This window comes from Psychroserpens sp. S379A, assembly GCF_049800755.1.
Lineage (GTDB): Bacteria > Bacteroidota > Bacteroidia > Flavobacteriales > Flavobacteriaceae > Psychroserpens.
The window spans coordinates 236717-255133 of record NZ_JBNAFQ010000002.1; the positions used below are offsets into that span (position 1 = coordinate 236717).

At 32.9% G+C, this 18417-nt stretch carries 14 protein-coding genes; 9 read left to right on the plus strand and 5 right to left on the minus strand.

The genetic code is table 11. From position 1 onward, the window contains the following. Positions 1 to 7: 7 nt before the first annotated feature. The 3 genes from ACP15M_RS05840 to ACP15M_RS05850 are packed head-to-tail and all read left to right on the plus strand — an operon-like array spanning position 8 to position 2367. A complete protein-coding gene (locus ACP15M_RS05840) occupies positions 8 to 757 on the plus strand; it encodes an SDR family NAD(P)-dependent oxidoreductase (protein WP_425076249.1) in 750 nt (249 codons plus the stop codon). 56 nt (positions 758 to 813) lie between these two features. Continuing rightward, complete coding sequence (locus ACP15M_RS05845) at positions 814 to 1203, plus strand: four helix bundle protein (RefSeq protein WP_425076250.1); 390 nt, start codon at positions 814 to 816, stop codon at positions 1201 to 1203. A gap of 30 nt (positions 1204 to 1233) precedes the next feature. After that, positions 1234 to 2367 (plus strand): ATP-binding protein, encoded by a 1134-nt coding sequence (locus tag ACP15M_RS05850; RefSeq protein ID WP_425076251.1) that lies wholly within the window; start codon positions 1234 to 1236, stop codon positions 2365 to 2367. A 387-nt stretch (positions 2368 to 2754) separates the two neighbouring features. On the opposite strand, the gene ACP15M_RS05855 is transcribed toward ACP15M_RS05850, so the two are convergent. The 3 genes from ACP15M_RS05855 to ACP15M_RS05865 form a co-directional block, all read right to left on the minus strand. Continuing rightward, positions 2755 to 3945, minus strand: coding sequence for a DUF1501 domain-containing protein (locus ACP15M_RS05855; protein WP_425076252.1), 1191 nt, complete (start codon positions 3943 to 3945; stop codon positions 2755 to 2757). Positions 3946 to 3947: 2 nt separating this feature from the next. Beyond that, positions 3948 to 5321: a DUF1800 domain-containing protein gene (locus ACP15M_RS05860; RefSeq protein WP_425076253.1), complete on the minus strand. Its 1374-nt coding sequence runs from the start codon at positions 5319 to 5321 to the stop codon at positions 3948 to 3950. A gap of 130 nt (positions 5322 to 5451) precedes the next feature. Further along, positions 5452 to 7005, minus strand: a complete 1554-nt coding sequence (locus tag ACP15M_RS05865; RefSeq protein WP_425076254.1) for an aldehyde dehydrogenase family protein — start codon at positions 7003 to 7005, stop codon at positions 5452 to 5454. 421 nt (positions 7006 to 7426) lie between these two features. On the opposite strand from ACP15M_RS05865, the gene ACP15M_RS05870 reads away from it, so the two are divergent. The 3 genes from ACP15M_RS05870 to pbpC all read left to right on the plus strand — a co-directional run bounded on the left by ACP15M_RS05870 (position 7427) and on the right by pbpC (position 15660). Further along, on the plus strand, positions 7427 to 13003 hold the full coding sequence (locus tag ACP15M_RS05870) for an alpha-2-macroglobulin family protein (RefSeq protein WP_425076255.1): 5577 nt from the start codon (positions 7427 to 7429) through the stop codon (positions 13001 to 13003). A gap of 130 nt (positions 13004 to 13133) precedes the next feature. After that, complete coding sequence (locus ACP15M_RS05875; protein ID WP_425076256.1) at positions 13134 to 13289, plus strand: hypothetical protein; 156 nt, start codon at positions 13134 to 13136, stop codon at positions 13287 to 13289. Between the two features lie 82 nt (positions 13290 to 13371). Further along, complete coding sequence (pbpC, locus tag ACP15M_RS05880) at positions 13372 to 15660, plus strand: penicillin-binding protein 1C (protein ID WP_425076257.1); 2289 nt, start codon at positions 13372 to 13374, stop codon at positions 15658 to 15660. 122 nt (positions 15661 to 15782) lie between these two features. Here pbpC and ACP15M_RS05885 read toward each other — a convergent pair whose 3' ends face one another. Beyond that, complete coding sequence (locus tag ACP15M_RS05885; protein WP_425076258.1) at positions 15783 to 16118, minus strand: single-stranded DNA-binding protein; 336 nt, start codon at positions 16116 to 16118, stop codon at positions 15783 to 15785. Positions 16119 to 16275: 157 nt separating this feature from the next. Here ACP15M_RS05885 and ACP15M_RS05890 point away from each other — a divergent pair, with 157 nt between their 5' ends. From ACP15M_RS05890 to ACP15M_RS05900, 3 genes are read left to right on the plus strand one after another with little or no spacing between them, the layout of a single operon-like run. Next, positions 16276 to 16800, plus strand: a complete 525-nt coding sequence (locus ACP15M_RS05890; RefSeq protein ID WP_425076259.1) for a DinB family protein — start codon at positions 16276 to 16278, stop codon at positions 16798 to 16800. Between the two features lie 2 nt (positions 16801 to 16802). Continuing rightward, positions 16803 to 17153 carry a hypothetical protein gene (locus tag ACP15M_RS05895; protein WP_425076260.1) on the plus strand — a complete coding sequence of 117 codons (351 nt, stop codon included), beginning with the start codon at positions 16803 to 16805 and terminating at the stop codon, positions 17151 to 17153. 54 nt (positions 17154 to 17207) lie between these two features. After that, the gene (locus ACP15M_RS05900; RefSeq protein WP_425076261.1) at positions 17208 to 17891 is read left to right on the plus strand and encodes a hypothetical protein; all 684 of its coding nucleotides are present in this window, start codon (positions 17208 to 17210) and stop codon (positions 17889 to 17891) included. Here ACP15M_RS05900 and ACP15M_RS05905 read toward each other — a convergent pair whose 3' ends face one another. Further along, the gene (locus ACP15M_RS05905) at positions 17892 to 18359 is read right to left on the minus strand and encodes a CBS domain-containing protein (protein ID WP_425076262.1); all 468 of its coding nucleotides are present in this window, start codon (positions 18357 to 18359) and stop codon (positions 17892 to 17894) included. It abuts the gene before it with no gap. Between the last annotated feature and the right edge of the window lie 58 nt (positions 18360 to 18417).

The following is an 18417-nucleotide window of genomic DNA, read 5'->3' on the forward strand; positions in this document are numbered from 1 at the left end:
CAAACAAATGAATAAAACAGCTTTAATTACAGGAGCCACAAGCGGAATTGGTAGAGCAACAGCTCACGAATTTGCTAAACATGGCATCAAATTAATTTTATGTGGCAGACGTCAAGAACGATTAGACACGATTCAAAAAGCATTGAGCAAACAAACAGAAGTGCATACACTTAACTTTGACGTTAGAGATAAAGATGCAACACTTCAAGCTATTGCCTCATTGCCAAAAGATTTTAAAACTATCGATATTTTAATTAATAACGCAGGAAATGCACATGGTTTAGATCCAATACAAACTGGAGATTTGGACGATTGGGATGCGATGATGGATATTAATGTAAAAGGCTTGTTGTATGTAAGTAAAGCTATTATTCCGCAAATGACCGAAAGACAATCTGGTCATATTATAAATATTGGTTCTTCGGCAGGAAAAGAAGTCTATCCAAAAGGCAATGTGTACTGTGGCAGCAAACATGCCGTTTTAGCCATTACTGAAGGTATGCGAATTGATTTAAACCCGTTTGGAATAAAAGTTTCTGCTATAAATCCAGGATTAGTTGAAACCGAATTTTCTCAAGTTCGATTTAAAGGAGATGCTATTGCAGATAATGTTTATAAAGGCTACAAAGCTTTACAAGCCGAAGACGTTGCCGAAGTGATTTATTTCGCAATTTCTCGTCCAGCTCATGTAAACATTGCAGATGTTTTGATGTTCTGTACTGCGCAAGCAAGTTCAACACTAGTGAAAAAATCTTAATTTTTAACTGGTGTTGAAATTATGTATTGTTATTAATTATTTTTTATTTCAATTATATGGCACATTATAATTCATTCGAAGATTTAGAAGTTTATAAAAATGCTTCTGTATTTTGTGATGATATTTGGCATATTATTGTAAATACTTCGTTACAAAAAGATTATAAACTAAGAGAACAAATTAATGGTTCTTCGGGTTCTATTATGGATAATATTGCTGAAGGTTTTGGAAGAGGTGGAAATAAAGAATTTATTATGTTTTTAAGCTTCTCAAGAGGTTCTTGTTGCGAGTCTAAAGCTCAGTTGTTAAGAATAAAAAACAGAAATCATATTTCAGAAGAAACCTATAAACTGCTTAATAAAAAAGCGAAAAATCTTATTGAACAATTATCAAAGTTCATAAATTATCTCAAAAAATCTGATCGAAAAGGTTCTAAATTTGAATAAATAATAACAATAATTAATATATAATAACTCTTGATTAACAAACGCCTTTTAATTAAAAACTTACTAGCTCATAATGATGAGAACAGTTTTTATGACAAAAAGCGAAAAGTTGATTTCTCTCACAAAGAAGGCAAAGCAAAATTTTTAAAACATATTTGCGCGCTTTCTAATAGCAATCCTAAAAACAATTCTTACATCGTTATAGGTGTAGATGATGAAGACAATAAAATTATTGGTGTTAAATTTTTTGATGATAGTAAGATTCAAAACCTCATTAATGCCTATTTAACAAATCCTCCAATTGTGCAGTACGAAAACATTCCATTTCCGCACTTGCCAGATAACAAAGTTGTCGGATTAGTTACAATTAGACCAAATGCAGATATTACTTCGCTTCGAAAAAACATCTGGAAATATTATGGTGGCTCTGTATTTTTTAGAGATGGAAGCATAAGCATGCCCAAAGTATTTGATATTGAAATTAAAGATGTAAACTCAACAATTGTTGCTCAAATAGAATCTCATGCGCAAAACAACATTCAATATACACTTGATGGTGTTTTCGATTTTCTTAATAAAAGGCAAGACTACAATCCGCAATACAAAGTGTTTAAAGAGTATTTTGTGTTATGTTGGTCTGGACAAAAAAAATTGGTTAAAAATAACACCTATTATTCTAGAGTAGATATCGAGTTAATAAACGAGCAAGTACGTTTGTTTTATTCAACCCTTGATGAAGTTGCCATAAGCTATGATGACAATTCGTTTAGAATTTTAGAGTATGTGAGTTTAGGGCTTCAAAATTCGTTTAAATATTATGAATTAGAAGAAACCATTATTCGTTTTGAAGATAATGCACATTATACCATTGACACAACACTTTTATTTGAACCTCCTCAATTTGATAAAAAAGTCTTACATCACATCTATAATTCAAATAATGCTTTGCTGGAAAAACTAAAAAAAGGACTAGCACTCAATAAAAATGAGCTAATTGATTTAACAAACTTGCCAGCAACGTACCTTATTTGTTATCTCAATGCTTTTCATGAAGCTATAGATAAGCTTAATGAAGCAAAACCTTATTTAAAAAAACAATACAGCTCTATTTATCAATCTTATCAAGAAGCTCTTCGAATTTTACGGAAAGTGAAATACAGTTAATCGGATAAATTTAACTCTAATTACCGTTTATCTATTTTTTAGGCTAATGGTAGTATTTATTACAAATGCTTTTGGGATTTTACGATTTTTGAAGTGCTATTAATCAATTACATATAGCCTTATTTCAAAGTCGAGTTATCGAATGAGAAATAAGGTTTTTGTTTTTTATAGACCTCTTCATTCGTTTAAATTACTGTAAGAAAACTTCTTTTTATTCTATAACAAAACGAATACATACCATTCATACAGTTTTTTTTACCACTCGTAGTTTTTTTTCAAATACAATTCTATTTTTTCCGATGTTTGAAGTGCTATTAATCAATTACAAACACCTTGTTTCAATCGGATTTTCCGAAACGCAGAAACGAGGTTTTTGTTTTTTTAAACTTAAATAAAGTCTAATTTTGAAAAGCTCTTATTTAAGATTTTTTGATCCTCAACTCCTAACCATTTATCTAAAACAGTAGCATAAATCGATCTAAAATCTACAGTGTATTTAAGATCTCCATTATCATCTAAGTCTGATAAACTTACCAAGTCGTTATAAAAACCAGGTGTTTTTAATCGATTTCCAATGAGAAACACATTGTTTGCAGCTCCATGATCTGTACCATTAGCTGCATTTTGTTTCACTCGTCTTCCAAATTCGGAAAACGTAAGAATAAGCGTATCACTAAATGTGCCTTGTTGTTTTAAATCATCTACAAATACTTCAATACTTTCGGCATAAATTTTAAGTAATCTAGATTGAGTGTTTAATTGACTTGCATGTGTATCAAAACCTCCAAGTGACGAATAGAACACTTTTGTATCAGTCCCAGAATTAATAAGTCTTGCCATTGTTTTTAATTGGTTTCCGAAGGCATTATTTGGGTAGGTTTTAGAATTACTGGACGTTTGATGTTTTTCAAAAATATATGCTGCTGAAGATTCTGCGGCAATCATCGTTTTATATAAGTACCCTAAATTATGTTCACTTAAATGGTCGTCTTGGTAATAGTTTAATACATTTTTAAAATAAGGATCTTGAGAGGTTCTAAATAATACTTTAGGATTCTTAGTGGCTATTCCATTAGTCTGTTTTCCTTTTAAAGCTAATGATAAACTATCGTCAATTTCTATAACATTGTAAGGTTTTTTACCATAATTATCTAAATAACGACCAATCCATCCTGTTTGTAAATATTGATTAGAATCACTTGCAGTTTGCCAAATATCTGTTGACCTAAAATGTGAACGATTAGGATTTGGATAACCAACATTATTGATAATAGTGACATAACCTTTATCGTATAAATTTTTAAGCGAAGACAAACTAGAATGAAATCCTAAATCATCTGTAGCCTTAATTATGTCTTTCTTCGGAATAGCTATTGAAGGTCTATTTCGGTAATAACTATCATTATTAAACGGAATAATTGTATTTAAACCGTCATTTCCTCCTGAAAGTTGAATAACTACCAAACGCTTATAGCCTAGTTTTGTAGTTGCATAATTTTCAAATGCTTTTATAAAATTTGGCACAAAAAATAAACCACTTGCTAAGGTAGATTGTTTTAAAAAATGTCTTCTATCCATAACTAACACATTTGATATTCTGGTAACGACATAAGTTGCACACAAAAATCTCGCTTAGAATTTTGATTTAAGGTTTTTAAATATCGTTTTGTTCCTTCACTTAATTTAGGAATTATAATCTGTTGTTTTAATTCTTCAAAAGTGGTATTTGCATATTGCTTTTCAAAAGCATCCCAATTTACACTTACATAATCGAGTCTTTTTTTTCTCTTTTTAGAATAATAGTTTTCAAAACTATCTTCAAACTCTCCTTTTTCTTTAATTGATATTTCTGCATTGGCTAACAAAATTGAAGGCAGTTTTAAACGTAACATAATGGTATTGCTATCAATCCAACTTTTTCCGCCTTTCCATCCTGCAACATTTGGAGGATTTAACAAAACCTGACCTAATAGCTTTTGAAATCTCAGTATGTCTTTAGTGTTATGAAACGCAATAGGAACTGTTCTCGTTATTCCAACTAAAAACTCTATAGGTGATTTTATTTTTGAACCTATATTTTGGTCATTGTAAAACCAATCAGACATAAATACATGTCGCATTACGTTTTCAATATCATAATCTTGATAAAAAACACTTGTCAACTCTTCAACTTTGTTTTCATCAATTTTATCATTTACAAAGTAGCTGTATATTTTTCTGCAAATAAAACGAGCGCATTGTTTTTGTTCTAAAATAAAATCAATAATATCATCACCATCATAACGTCCTGTATGACCAAAAAACGTCTTAAAACCATAATCATGTTGACGCTTTCTCAATAAAAAATCGCCTTGAAAATTATGGCTATAACCTGTAAAAGCTCTTGCACTTTCTTGAATGTCTTCTTCAGAATAATTGCCTTCTCCTAAAGTGAATAATTCCATCAATTCTCTAGCAAAGTTCTCATTTGGCTTTTGTTTTCGATTTTGCTTATTATTCAAGTATTTAAGCATTGCTGCTTCCTTTGAAACAGCTTTAACAAAATCGCCAAAATCACCCAAAGCATGTTGTCGTAAAACATTATGATACTGCTGTACATGAAAAACATTAACATCGCGACACACAAAATGATTTGCCCAAAACAAGGTCATTTTTTCTCTTAAAATTTGATTAGAATTTACCATTCTATCAAACCATAACACATTAAAATCTTTGAGCTTTTCTTTGCTATCTTTAATAAACCCGATACGTTTTCGTTTATCTCTTATAACGTTCTGTTCAGTGTAACCTTCTAAATCAGATGTGTCAATAATTAAATCATAAGTTTCAGCAGACCTTTGAAAGAGTGAATTTACAATAAACTGTCTGCTTTTTCCAGACATCGCATAAAGTTCTTCAGGCTTAATTCCAAAGCCTGCTCTACAATATAAATGCTGAATCTCTTGCTGTTTCATACTTCTATGACTATAAAAACTTGCGAGCGTTTAATTATTAAACTTCAAAAATGATTCCAAAATAAATTACATAAAAAAAACCGCTTCAATTACTGAAACGGTTTTAATTAGTTATTTGTTTTAATCTGTATTACAAATCAAATTTAATGCCTTGCGCTAAAGGTAGCTCATCAGAATAGTTGATGGTATTTGTTTGACGACGCATATACACTTTCCAAGCATCAGAACCAGACTCACGTCCACCTCCTGTTTCTTTTTCTCCACCAAAAGCGCCTCCAATTTCAGCACCAGAAGTTCCGATATTAACGTTAGCAATTCCACAATCTGAACCAGCATAAGACAAGAATTTTTCGGCTTCTTTCATTTGGTTCGTCATAATTGCAGAAGACAAGCCTTGAGCAACTCCATTTTGTTTTTCGATGGCATTTTCAACATCTCCAGAATATTTCATTAAATATAAAATAGGAGCAAAGGTTTCGTGTTGTACAATTTCAAAATCATTTTCGGCTTCAATAATCGCTGGTTTTACATAGCATCCACTTTCGTAACCTTCGCCTTCTAAAACACCACCTTCAACTAATACATTTCCACCTTCAGCTTTTGCTTTCTCAATCGCAGCTAAGTATGTGTTAACAGCATCGTGGTCAATTAATGGACCAATATGATTTGTTTCATCTAACGGATTACCAATTGTTAATTGTTTATAAGCACCAACAATAGCATCGCGAACTTTATCGTAAACCGATTCGTGAATAATTAAACGTCTCGTTGATGTACAACGTTGTCCACAAGTTCCAACAGCACCAAAAACAGCACCAGGAACCACTACTTTTAAATCTGCAGTAGGCGTAATAATAATCGCGTTGTTACCACCTAATTCTAATAACGATTTTCCAAAACGTTCTGCTACAGTTGCACCAACAATTCGTCCCATTCGAGTAGAACCTGTTGCAGAAACTAAAGGAATTCTTGAGTCTGTAGTTAAAAATTCACCTACTTTATAATCACCATTAATGATACAAGAGATACCTTCAGGTAAGTTGTTTTCTTTTAAGATGTCTGCTATAATATTTTGACATGCGATAGAGCATAAAGGTGCTTTTTCAGAAGCTTTCCATACACAAACATCACCACAAATCCATGCTAAAGCTGTATTCCAAGACCAAACAGCCACTGGGAAATTAAACGCTGAAATAATTCCAACAACTCCAATAGGATGCCATTGTTCTCTCATCACGTGACCTGGACGTTCAGACGGAATCGTTTGTCCGTTTAACTGTCTTGACAAACCAACAGCAAAATCACAGATGTCGATCATTTCTTGAACTTCACCATAACCTTCTTGTAACGATTTACCCATTTCGTAAGAGACCAATTTACCAAGAGGCTCTTTTAAATCTCTTAATTTGTTTCCAAACTGACGTACAATTTCACCTCGTTGTGGTGCTGGTACATCTCTCCAAGATTTAAATGCTTTGGTAGCAGCATCCATTACTTTGTCATAATCTTCTCTAGTTGTAGCTTTCACTTTACCAATTAATTGTCCGTCAACAGGCGAATATGATTCTATAAGTTCTCCATTTGAAAAATTATTAGATCCTGTAGATGTTCCATTATTAACATCTTGAACACCAAGTTGCTGTAACGCTTCTTTTATTCCGAAATCGGTAGCTATTGCTTCCATATATGTTTATATTTTATGAGTTATTAAATTTTGACGCGAAGTTACTAATAAAAAGTCATTTTTCACTTGAACAGGCTTACTTAATAATGTAACTTTAAAGCACTTATAAACACTGTTATTTCAGAATTAAAAAACTTGAATAAACAGAGGTTATAATGTAAAATTAGTATTGACAAGATATAAATGGCATTCCGATAGCATGACACGACTAGAGATTTTGTTATGAAATGTCTCACTTTGGTTCGAAATAATCGTTTTAAAAAACGAATTCTATACAACCAATAACGAATTCTATTTTATCAATTACATATAAAATAACTAAACTATTTAAGCTTCATTAATATATTACTTTTATAATATTCAACCATCAAAATGGTGGTTTTGAATTTTAAGTATAAAACCAAAAAATAAGGCTCAGATCATGAAACTAAATTCGTCTTTAATTCTCCTAATATGTCTAACACTTGTGGTGTCTTGCAAAAAAGATAGCATTACTCAAGACACAGACAATCTGTTTAAATACAGAGATTATATTAGTTACACCACTACTGGATTACAATCGGTTACAAAACCCATTACAATTAATTTAGCTCAAGCTGTTGAAGGCTGGAAAGAAGGTCAAGAAATTACTGAGAATCTTATTCATATTTCACCTCATGTTGAAGGCAGTTTAAAAACCTCAAACTCGCATACTTTAGTCTTTACTCCAGATGAATATTTAGAACCCAGTACAGAATATACAGTTCTTATTAAGCTTGACGAAATTTACAAAAATATGCCAAAACACTATGAAGATTATGTGTTTCAATTTAAAACCATAACACCTAATTTTAGTTTGAGTACTAACGATTTGCAATCGTATTCAAAACCATGGCAATATTTAGAAGCAGTTATAAGATCTGCAGACATCATATCTGTTAAAGATGCAAAAACGCTTGTTAAAGCTTCGCAAAACGGCAAACCCTTAAATATTCATTTTAATGAATTGATAGAGAATTCAAAGTATTTCGAATTTAAAATTGATAGCATTCATCGTATGGTTGATGATTCAGAAATTACAATAAAATGGAATGGAGCCTCCATAAAATCGGATAATAAAGGTGAAAGTAAATTTGCAATTCCTGGTAGAAATAATTTCACAATAATCAATGTTGAATCGGTTAAAAGTCCAGAACAATATTTATCCATTAACTTTTCAGATCCTTTAAAAAAACAACAAAATTTTGATGGTTTGGTAACCATTCAAAATGCGAAAAACCCAAAATTCAGTGTTGATGGAAACGTCCTTAAAGTCTATCCTGAAAGTAAACTTGTTGGCGATATTCAAGTGGATGTGTTTCAAGGCATTTCTAATACAGATGGCTATAAATTAAAAAATTCTTTTTCTGAAATTATGTCTTTCGAAGAATTAAAACCTATGGTTCGCTTAATCAGTAACGGAACCATTTTGCCAAACTCAAACGATCTTAAATTTAATTTTGAAGCTGTTAATTTAAGTGCTGTAGATGTTCGCGTCATTAAAATATTTGAAGATAATGTACTACAGTTTCTTCAAGACAACCCAATGAATAGTAACAATCAAAACGAAATCAAACGCGTTGGTCGTCGCATTGCCAAACAAACCATTCAGCTACAAACTGCAGCCGAAAATTCAGGAAAATGGAAAGCTTATAGTATCGATTTATCCCATTTTTTTAAAGCAGATGCAGGAGCTATTTATCGCATTGAGCTTAGTTACAATAAAAACTATTCTTTATACAACTGTGACGCTAATCCCAATACAGAAGTAGAAGAAGACGAATATGAAGATTACTACTACGAAGAGGATTATTATGATTCTTATTCAGAAACCAATACCGAAGATGACGATTTAAAAGAAGAAGCATATTGGGATAATCGTACATATAGATATCGAAACTATACTTACAATTGGAGGCAACGCGATAACCCTTGTCATGATGCTTACTACAATGAAAATAAAATCGTATCACAAAATTTACTAGCTTCTAACTTAGGTGTCATTGCAAAACTAAGCGCAGATAATACCTATTATTTTGCAGTAACTAATATTTTAAATACAACTCCTGAAACTGGAGCAACCATTACTTTATTTAATTTTCAGCAACAAGAAATTGCTTCAGTTTCAACAGATATTGAAGGTTTAGCAACGATTGAAGCTAATAAACATGCTAATTTTGCTATTGTTTCAAAAGGAAATAACACCAGCTACCTAAGACTTACCGATGGCAATTCATTGTCTTTAAGCAAGTTTGACGTGTCTGGAAACAAGTTGCAACGCGGACTTAAAGGTTATATTTATGGCGAACGTGGCGTTTGGCGACCTGGAGATTCTCTATTCTTAACTTTTATGCTAAATGACAAAGCGAATCCGCTTCCAAAAGGTCATCCTGTAAAACTAGAAGTCACAGATCCTAACGGAAAACTGATTTATAAAAAAGTAACTTCAAATCACCTCAACAATGTTTACAAGTTTATTGTTCCGACAGCTTCAGAATATAACACAGGAAACTACAACGCAAAAGTATCTGTTGGAGGAGCACAATTTTACAAGCCTTTAAAAATTGAAACGGTTAAGCCTAACCGACTTAAAATTAAAATTGATTTTGAAGATGATGTACTTTCAGGAACAGAACCGCTCAACGGAACACTTGATGTAAAATGGTTACATGGTGCACCAGCCAAAAGCATTAAAGCCGAAGTAAAAGCTAAATTTAGCACCTCATACACCAGTTTTAAAAATTATAAAGGTTATGTGTTTAGAGATCCTACACGACAATTCAATTCTGAAGAACTCAATGTGTTTGAAGGGAATCTCGATGACAATGGAAAAGCAATTATTAACACAAAACTGAATATTGGAAAAAATGCACCTGGAATGCTCAATGCACAATTTTTAGTGAGAGCTTTCGAAAATGGTGGTGATTTTTCTCTTGATGCTTTTACAAAACCCTATTCGCCTTACGACTCTTATGTTGGCTTAAAATCGCCTAAAGGAAATTATTATGGTTCATACTTTACAGATACCAATCAAACTTTTGATTTGGCAGTCGTTGATAAAAACGGAAAACCAATTCAGCGAGACAATCTAGAAATTAAAGTGTATAAAATAGAATGGCGTTGGTGGTGGAATTCCTCTTACGACAATCTATCCAACTATGTATCTAGCAGTTACCACAGACCAATTCTTGAACAAAAAGCAACGACTGGAACCAACGGAAAAACATCATTTACTATTAAAATTCCTGAGAATGAAAGAGGTCGCTATCTCATAAGAGTTTACGATCCTGTAAGTGGTCATGCTACTGGACGAACCGCTTATTTTTATAAAAACTGGTCTGGATTATCTACTGGAAACGACAAAGAAGCAGCCAAAATGTTAGTGTTTGCTTCAGATAAAAATAAGTACAACGTTGGCGAAACTGCAACTATTAAATTTCCATCTGGAAGTGAAGGAAGAGCTTTAGTAAGTATCGAAAATGGTTCCGAAGTTTTAGAACACAAATGGATTAAAACAACCAAAGGTGAAACCGAAGTAAAAATTCCAATCACTTCTAAAATGGCTCCAAATGTATTTGTCAATATTTCTTTATTGCAACCTCACGCTGTAACGAGTAACGATTTACCAATTCGTTTGTATGGTGTGATTCCTATTTTAGTTGAAGATCCTAAAACCATTCTCGAACCAGAACTAAGAATGACAAGTGTTTTACGACCTGAACAAGAATTTGAAGTTTTTATTACTGAAAAAAACAACAAATCAATGACCTACACGATTGCAATGGTTGAAGAAGGCTTACTAGACTTAACACGTTTTAAAACACCAAACGCTTGGAATGAGTTTTATTCTCGTGAAGCCTTAGGTATCAAAACTTGGGATATTTTTGACGATGTCATTGGAGCTTATTCAGGTAGTATCGATCAGGTATTTGCTATTGGTGGTGATGGTAGTGCAGCAAAAGGAAAGAATAAAAAAGCAAACCGATTTAAACCTGTGGTTACCTATTTAGGACCTTTTGAATTGAAAGCTGGTGAACGAAATTCACACAGCATAAAACTTCCAAATTATATTGGTGCAGTAAGAACAATGGTCGTTGCAGGAAATCATAACACTGAAGCTTATGGCAGCACAGACAAATCGGTTGAAGTTAAAAAACCTTTAATGGTATTAGCTAGCTTACCAAGAAAATTAAGTCCAGGTGAAAAAGTAACACTTCCAGTAACCGTTTTTGCTATGAAAAAAAAGGTTAAAAACGTTAATCTAAGTTTAAAATTAAGCGATGGTATTTCAGTTGTTGGACAAGCTTCAAAGCAATTATCATTTTCAAAACCTGATGAAAAAATGGCTTACTTCGAATTGGATGTCAGTAAAGCCAAAGGCATTAATACTGTTGAAATAATTGCTACTGGACATGGAGAGAAGTCAACCCATAAAGTAGAACTAGATGTGGTGAATCCTAATCCGATAACTTCAAAGTTTGAAACTACAGAGCTTGAAGCAAATGCTAGTAAAACATTAGAGTTTTCAACCTTTGGAGTTTCGGGAAGCAATTCAGCAACTGTAGAGTTTTCTACGCTTCCTCCAATGGATTTTTCTAAACGATTACAATACTTAATTAAATATCCTCATGGTTGTGTAGAGCAAACCACATCTGGAGTGTTTCCGCAGTTATACTTAACAGACATCTTTGATTTAAAGTATGAGAAGAAACGAAAAATTCAGTCAAACATTGAAAGTGGAATTAAGCGTTTAGGTAATTTTCAAAGACCAGATGGAGGTTTAAGTTATTGGATGGGAGAAAATTCTGCCAATGATTGGGGAACGAGTTATGCTGGACACTTTATGATTGAAGCCGAAAAGAAGGGTTATGTCTTGCCATTATCTTTTAAAAGCAATTGGTTGCGTTATCAAAAACAAGCGGCTCGAGATTGGAGACCAAGTTACAGACATTACCATTCCGATTTAGCGCAAGCTTACAGGTTATACACTTTAGCCTTAGCTGGTAGTCCAGATTTAGCATCTATGAATCGATTACGAGAATTTGAAGAAATTTCTAACGAAGCCAAATGGCGATTAGCAGCGGCTTACGCTCTAGCTGGACAAAAAGAAGCTAGTGAACAATTGTCTGAAACTGCGAATGTTAATTTTCAACCTGTAAATCATAACTACTACACTTATGGTTCGGTCAATAGAAATCGAGCAATGGCTCTCGAAACTATGATTATCACTCAAAATCCAAAAGCAAGAGCGCTCTCTAAAACAATAGCAAAAGATTTATCAAGCGATGTTTGGATGAGTACACAAACTACAGCTTATAGCCTTTTAGCTATGGCAAAATTAGTGGAAACCAATGGTGGAAAAAACATGAAACTCACTTATACGATTAATGGACACACAGAAACTATTGACACCAAAAGCAGCATTGCCCAACGTGAGCTTTTCATAGAAGAAGGAAGCAATACAATAACTCTAAAAAATGCTGAAAACAATTTGGTTTATGTAAGAGTTTTGAATTCTGGTAAACTTCCTTTAGGAAATGAACTAACCGAACAACGCGGTTTAAGCGTGTCTGTAATCTATCAAGATTTAAAAGGAAATCATATTGATGTGTCTAAGCTTCAGCAAGGTCAAGATATTGTAGCTAGAATTAGTGTGAGCAATAAAGATGATAGACGTTTGAATGATGTTGCGTTAACCCAAATTTTTCCTTCAGGATGGGACATTGTAAATACGCGTTTTACTGATTTTGGAGATACAACTACAAGTACAGCAAGATATACAGACATTAGAGACGATCGTGTTAATTTTTATTTCGACTTAGGAAGAAATGGAAGTTCTAATGGTACCAAAATATTTACAGTGATGCTTAATGCTGCCTATTTAGGAACGTATTATTTACCAGGAACACAAGTTGAAGCTATGTATGACAACGACTTTTTTGTGAGAACTAAAGGCCGTTGGATTGAAGTTGAAAAATAAGTGTCATTAAGAACAAGGCGAAGAATCTCTTTCTAAATGATATCCATTTAAAAAAAATATACCATGAAAAACACAACACCATACTACGCAGTTATTTTTACATCTACACATTCTGAAAATACCGAAGGTTATGATGATATGGCAAAGTTTAGACGCTATCAAAAGTTGGAAACAACAAACCGATCACTTGGTTGCACAACAAAAAGGTCGTAAAGACTGGTACAGTTGGTATAAAGTTAGAGTTTGTAAAGTAGAACGTGAATATGAATTTGAAAAAATAGTTTAACATCTGGTTTTACACAAATACATTGAAATTAATAAACTTCATAAAAACCCATAAAAAGAAAAGTATACTCCTTTTTATATTTATGGTTTTCTATGTTTTTTGCTTACCTAAAAATTTATTTAAAGATCCAACATCAACTGTTATTACCTCAAAAAACAACGAGCTTTTAGGAGCTCAAATAGCTTCCGATGGTCAATGGCGATTTCCACATAACGATAATGTTCCAGAGAAATTTAAAGAGTGTATTGTTCAGTTTGAAGATGAATATTTTTACAAGCATCCTGGTTTTAATCCTGTTTCAATCTTTAAAGCTTTAAAAGATAATATCAGCTCAGGAGAAGTAAAACGAGGCGGAAGCACACTAACACAACAAGTGATTCGGTTATCTAGAAAAGGTCAGGCCAGAACTTATTTAGAAAAACTGAAAGAACTAATATTGGCATCGCGTTTAGAGTTTCGAAACTCTAAAGAAGAGATTTTAGCCTATTACAGTAGTAATGCGCCTTTTGGAGGAAATGTTGTTGGTTTAGATGCTGCTGCTTGGCGTTATTTTAATCGTGATGCGCATCAATTATCTTGGGCAGAAAACGCAACTTTGGCTGTGCTACCAAATGCACCAAGTTTAATATATCCAGGTAAAAATCAAGAACGCTTATTACAAAAACGCAATCGCTTACTTAAAAAGCTGCTTAAAAATGCTATTATAGATTCGCTTACTTACAAATTATCTATTGCTGAAAGTCTTCCAAAAAAACCTTATCCTTTACCACAAATTGCGCCACATTTGTTGCAAAAAATAGCTCAAAAGCACAAAGGCGAACGTGTTCAAACTACTATTGACACAAAACTTCAAGAGCGTGTAAATCACATTGTAAAAAGTCATTACAACGTACTTAAACAAAATGAAATCCACAATACAGCAGTTCTTGTTTTAGATGTTCATACTAGAAAAGTATTAACCTATATTGGCAATTCACCTACAAGTAAAATTCATCAAAAAGATGTCGATATCATTGATAAGCCTCGAAGTACAGGCAGCATTTTAAAACCTTTTTTATATGCTGCCATGTTAGATGCTGGAGACCTATTACCAAACACCTTGGTTGCAGATATTCCTTCGCAATTTGGAAGTTATCATCCAGAAAATTTTAATAAAGAATTTGATGGAGTCGTTCCTGCCAGTCGTGCCTTATCACGTTCGCTAAATGTTCCTGCTGTTCGTATGCTTCAAGATTTTGGACTAGATCGTTTTCATCAATACTTGAAACAATTACAACTCAAAGATTTAAAATACAATGCCAATCATTATGGTTTATCACTAATTCTTGGAGGTGCCGAAAGTAATCTTTGGGATTTATGTAAAAGTTATGCCGCTTTATCGTCGACCTTAAATCATTTTTCAGAAACCTCAAGCGAATATTATACCAATGAATTTGTTGAACCAACATTTTTAGCTTCGGAAACTATTGACTTCGGAAAAAAAAGTACAAACAAAACCATATTTGATGCAGCTTCCATTTATCTCACTTACGAAAGTTTAAAAAAAGTCAACCGTCCTGAAGGTGATGAAAGTTGGGAGTTTTTTGATGATTCTAAACAAGTCGCTTGGAAAACAGGAACCAGCTTTGGCTTTCGAGATGCTTGGGCAATAGGCACTACAAAAGATTATGTGGTTGGTGTTTGGGTTGGCAATGCAGATGGCGAAGGTCGACCAGGTTTGGTTGGTGTTCAAACTGCTGCTCCAATCTTATTTGATGTTTTTGATATATTACCAAATAGCGAATGGTTTACACAACCTTTTGACGAAATGCAACAGGTTAGCATTTGTAGTAAAAGTGGTTATCGAGCTTCATCGATTTGTGATGAAACACAAGACACTTACATTCAACTTAGCGGATTAAAAACAGAACCTTGTCCTTATCATGTTCTCGTTCACGTAGATGCTACCGAAACCTATCAGGTAAATTCATCCTGTGAAGATTTAAACAATATAAAGCATAAACCTTGGTTTGTATTATCGCCTTTAAAAGCCTATTACTACAAAACTAAAAATCCGTTTTACAAACCCTTGCCCAAACTTCGATTGGATTGTGTAGGTGACAACCAAACAACCATGAGTTTTATTTATCCAAAAGCAAATAATTCGGTATTTCTTCCAAAAGATTTTGATGGAACAACCAATGATTTAATTTTAAAAATTGCGCATTCAAAACCAGAAACTCAAGTATATTGGTATTTAGATGAGCAATATATTGGTACCACGAAAGACATTCATGAATTGGCAATTATTCCAAAAACTGGAACGCATTTAATTACTGTTGTAGATGAACTTGGCAATGAAGCTAAACGGAGAATTAAGGTTTCAGAATAAAAAAAATGTCATTTAGAGTGAAACGACAAATCTAATATAATAGATTTCTCAACAAAGCCTGTGCTGAGCAAAGTCGAAACACCCGAAATGACAATTAACTTTAATTTACAATAAACTATAAGCTACTTATTACCAAGCAACAGCAACTCATTACAAACAATTTCTGTGGTATATCGTTTATTGCCTTCTTTATCATCCCAAGCTCTTGTGGTTAATTTACCTTCAATAGCAACTTCTTTGCCTTTAGTTACATATTTTTCTACAATTTCGGCCGTTTTTCCCCAAGCCACAACATTGTGCCATTGCGTGTCTGTAATTTTTTCGCCTTGTGCATTTTTATAGCTTTCATTTGTAGCGATTGAAAATTTAGCTAATAGTCTTCCTGATTCAAGATTAACAATTTCTGGATCGTTCCCTAGGTTTCCAATTAATTGTACTTTGTTTCTTAACGTATTCATAAGATAAGGTTTTAATTATGTCGAATGTCGTTAGTTCAATTCAACACTGCAAATATGAAACAGCATGCAAATATTAGTCGGTTGTTACCTGTTTAAATTCGTTTGTAAGTGTTTGTTGTCGTTTGTAAACGGATAATAATTTTTGTACCTTGACACTATGAAATGTAGTGTTAATAAGGCCATCGAGATATTAGAACAAACACCAAAAACCTTAAAATCTTTTTTAGGCAAATTGTCTGATGAATGGATTTACTGCAATGAAAGTGATGATACTTGGAGTGCTTTTGATATTGTAGGACATTTAATTCATGGTGAAAAAACCGATTGGATGACTAGAATACATCTCATATTAGATGCTTCGGAAGACAACACCTTTAAACCTTTTGATCGGTTTGCTCAATTTGAAGCTTCCAAAGGAAAAACACTAAACCAATTATTAAATGAATTTGAAGCGTTACGAATTCAAAATCTAAAAAAACTTAAAGCTTTAAATCTAACACAAGATCAATTGTCTTTAAAAGGAACTCATCCTGAACTTGGTAAAGTAACCTTATCTCAATTGTTAGCCACTTGGGTAACTCACGATTTGGGACATGTTGCACAAATAAGTCGCGTTATGGCTAAACAGTATAAAACTGAAGTGGGTCCTTGGATTAACTATATTTCAATTTTAAATGATTAATTATGGAAAAGAAGTGTCCAGAATGCGGAGAAAAAATAGTTGGAAGAATTGATAAAAAATTCTGTAGTGATGCCTGTCGAAATTCATACAACAACACCATTAATAAAGACCGAAAAAACCTGATAAGAAACACCAATAATTGGCTTCGGAAAAATTATCGCATCCTTGAAGCCTTAAATCCAAATCAAAAAACCAAAGTTTCACGAGCAAAGCTCATTGAAAAAGATTTCGACTTTAATTACTTTACAAGCATCTATACGACCAAAGCTGGAACCATTTATTATTTTGTGTATGACCAAGGCTATTTGCCATTAGAAGGCGACTACTATGCATTGGTAAAACGTGAAAGTTAGCTGTAACTATTTGTAATTGGTTGCTACTAATAAGTCGAACCCTTTATATACTTCATGAGCACACCAATTATTATCATTTTATGCTTTTCATTTTTAGGAATCATCATGTTCTTATCGTTCTATTTCAACAAAAAAAATGTCATTAAAAGAACGCTTTCTAGAATTCCGAATAAACCAGCTTCAAGTTTAAAAACTAACGAATTATCTAAAGTGAGTGGCAAAGCACTACATGTTAAAGAGCCACTAATTGCACCTTATTCAAAACGCGAATGTGTGTTTTATCAAATTATCATTCAGCAGCATGTAAGTCACGGAAAAAGTTCGCATTGGAAAACGCTTGTTGAAGAAGAACGTTCTCAAGATTTTTTTGTTAACACCAATAACGATTTTGTAATTGTTTCGCCTAAAGATAGTCCTAAAAACTATAACTGCTTTTTGGTAAAAGATCAAGATCAAAATTCGGGAACCTTTAATGATCCAACACCAAAATTTATAGCTGTTTTAAAACATTATAATATTGACCATACAACATTGTTTGGCTTTAATAAACGGTTGCGTTATAAAGAAGGTGTTATAGAAATTGGAGAAACTGTAACTGTTGCAGGAGTTGCAAAATGGAAAACTTTAAGTGAACCTATTGCAGAGTATCCTTATTCAAAAATTGCTTCCTTAGAAAGCACAGATAAACAAAAAATAATTATTACAGATTTGCCCGAAGTGAGACAGAAGCGTCATTAATTATTTCCAGTTCTGTCCTTTTAATGCAATCGCAGCTTTTAGCACATCTTTCTGACTAATTTGTCCGACTAATTTTCCGTTTTCAACAATTGGAAAACGACGTATTTTAGATTCTAAAAACTTATTTGCAGCATCAAATATATTCATGTTACCATCAATAGTTTCAACATTTTTTATCATTCTATTTTCAACTATATGTTGTTCCATTGGCATATTATAATACCTGCTTTCGCTTATTTGTTTTAAGCAATCTCCTTCAGAAATGACACCAACCAATTCGTTGTTATCATTCACAACTGGACCACCAGAAATCTTATTTCTTATTAAGATTTGTATCACTTCTTCAACCGTTTGTTCTGGTTTAAAATAGATTAATTCGCGTGACATATAATCACTTACTTTAAATGCTGGAGCTTCAACTGTATTTTGCTGTTGCTTCCTTGCGCCTTGAAAACTTTTAATACCCATAACCAATAGTGTTTTTTGTGTTGTTCTTAAAGTTACTGAAAATTAGCGAATTATACTA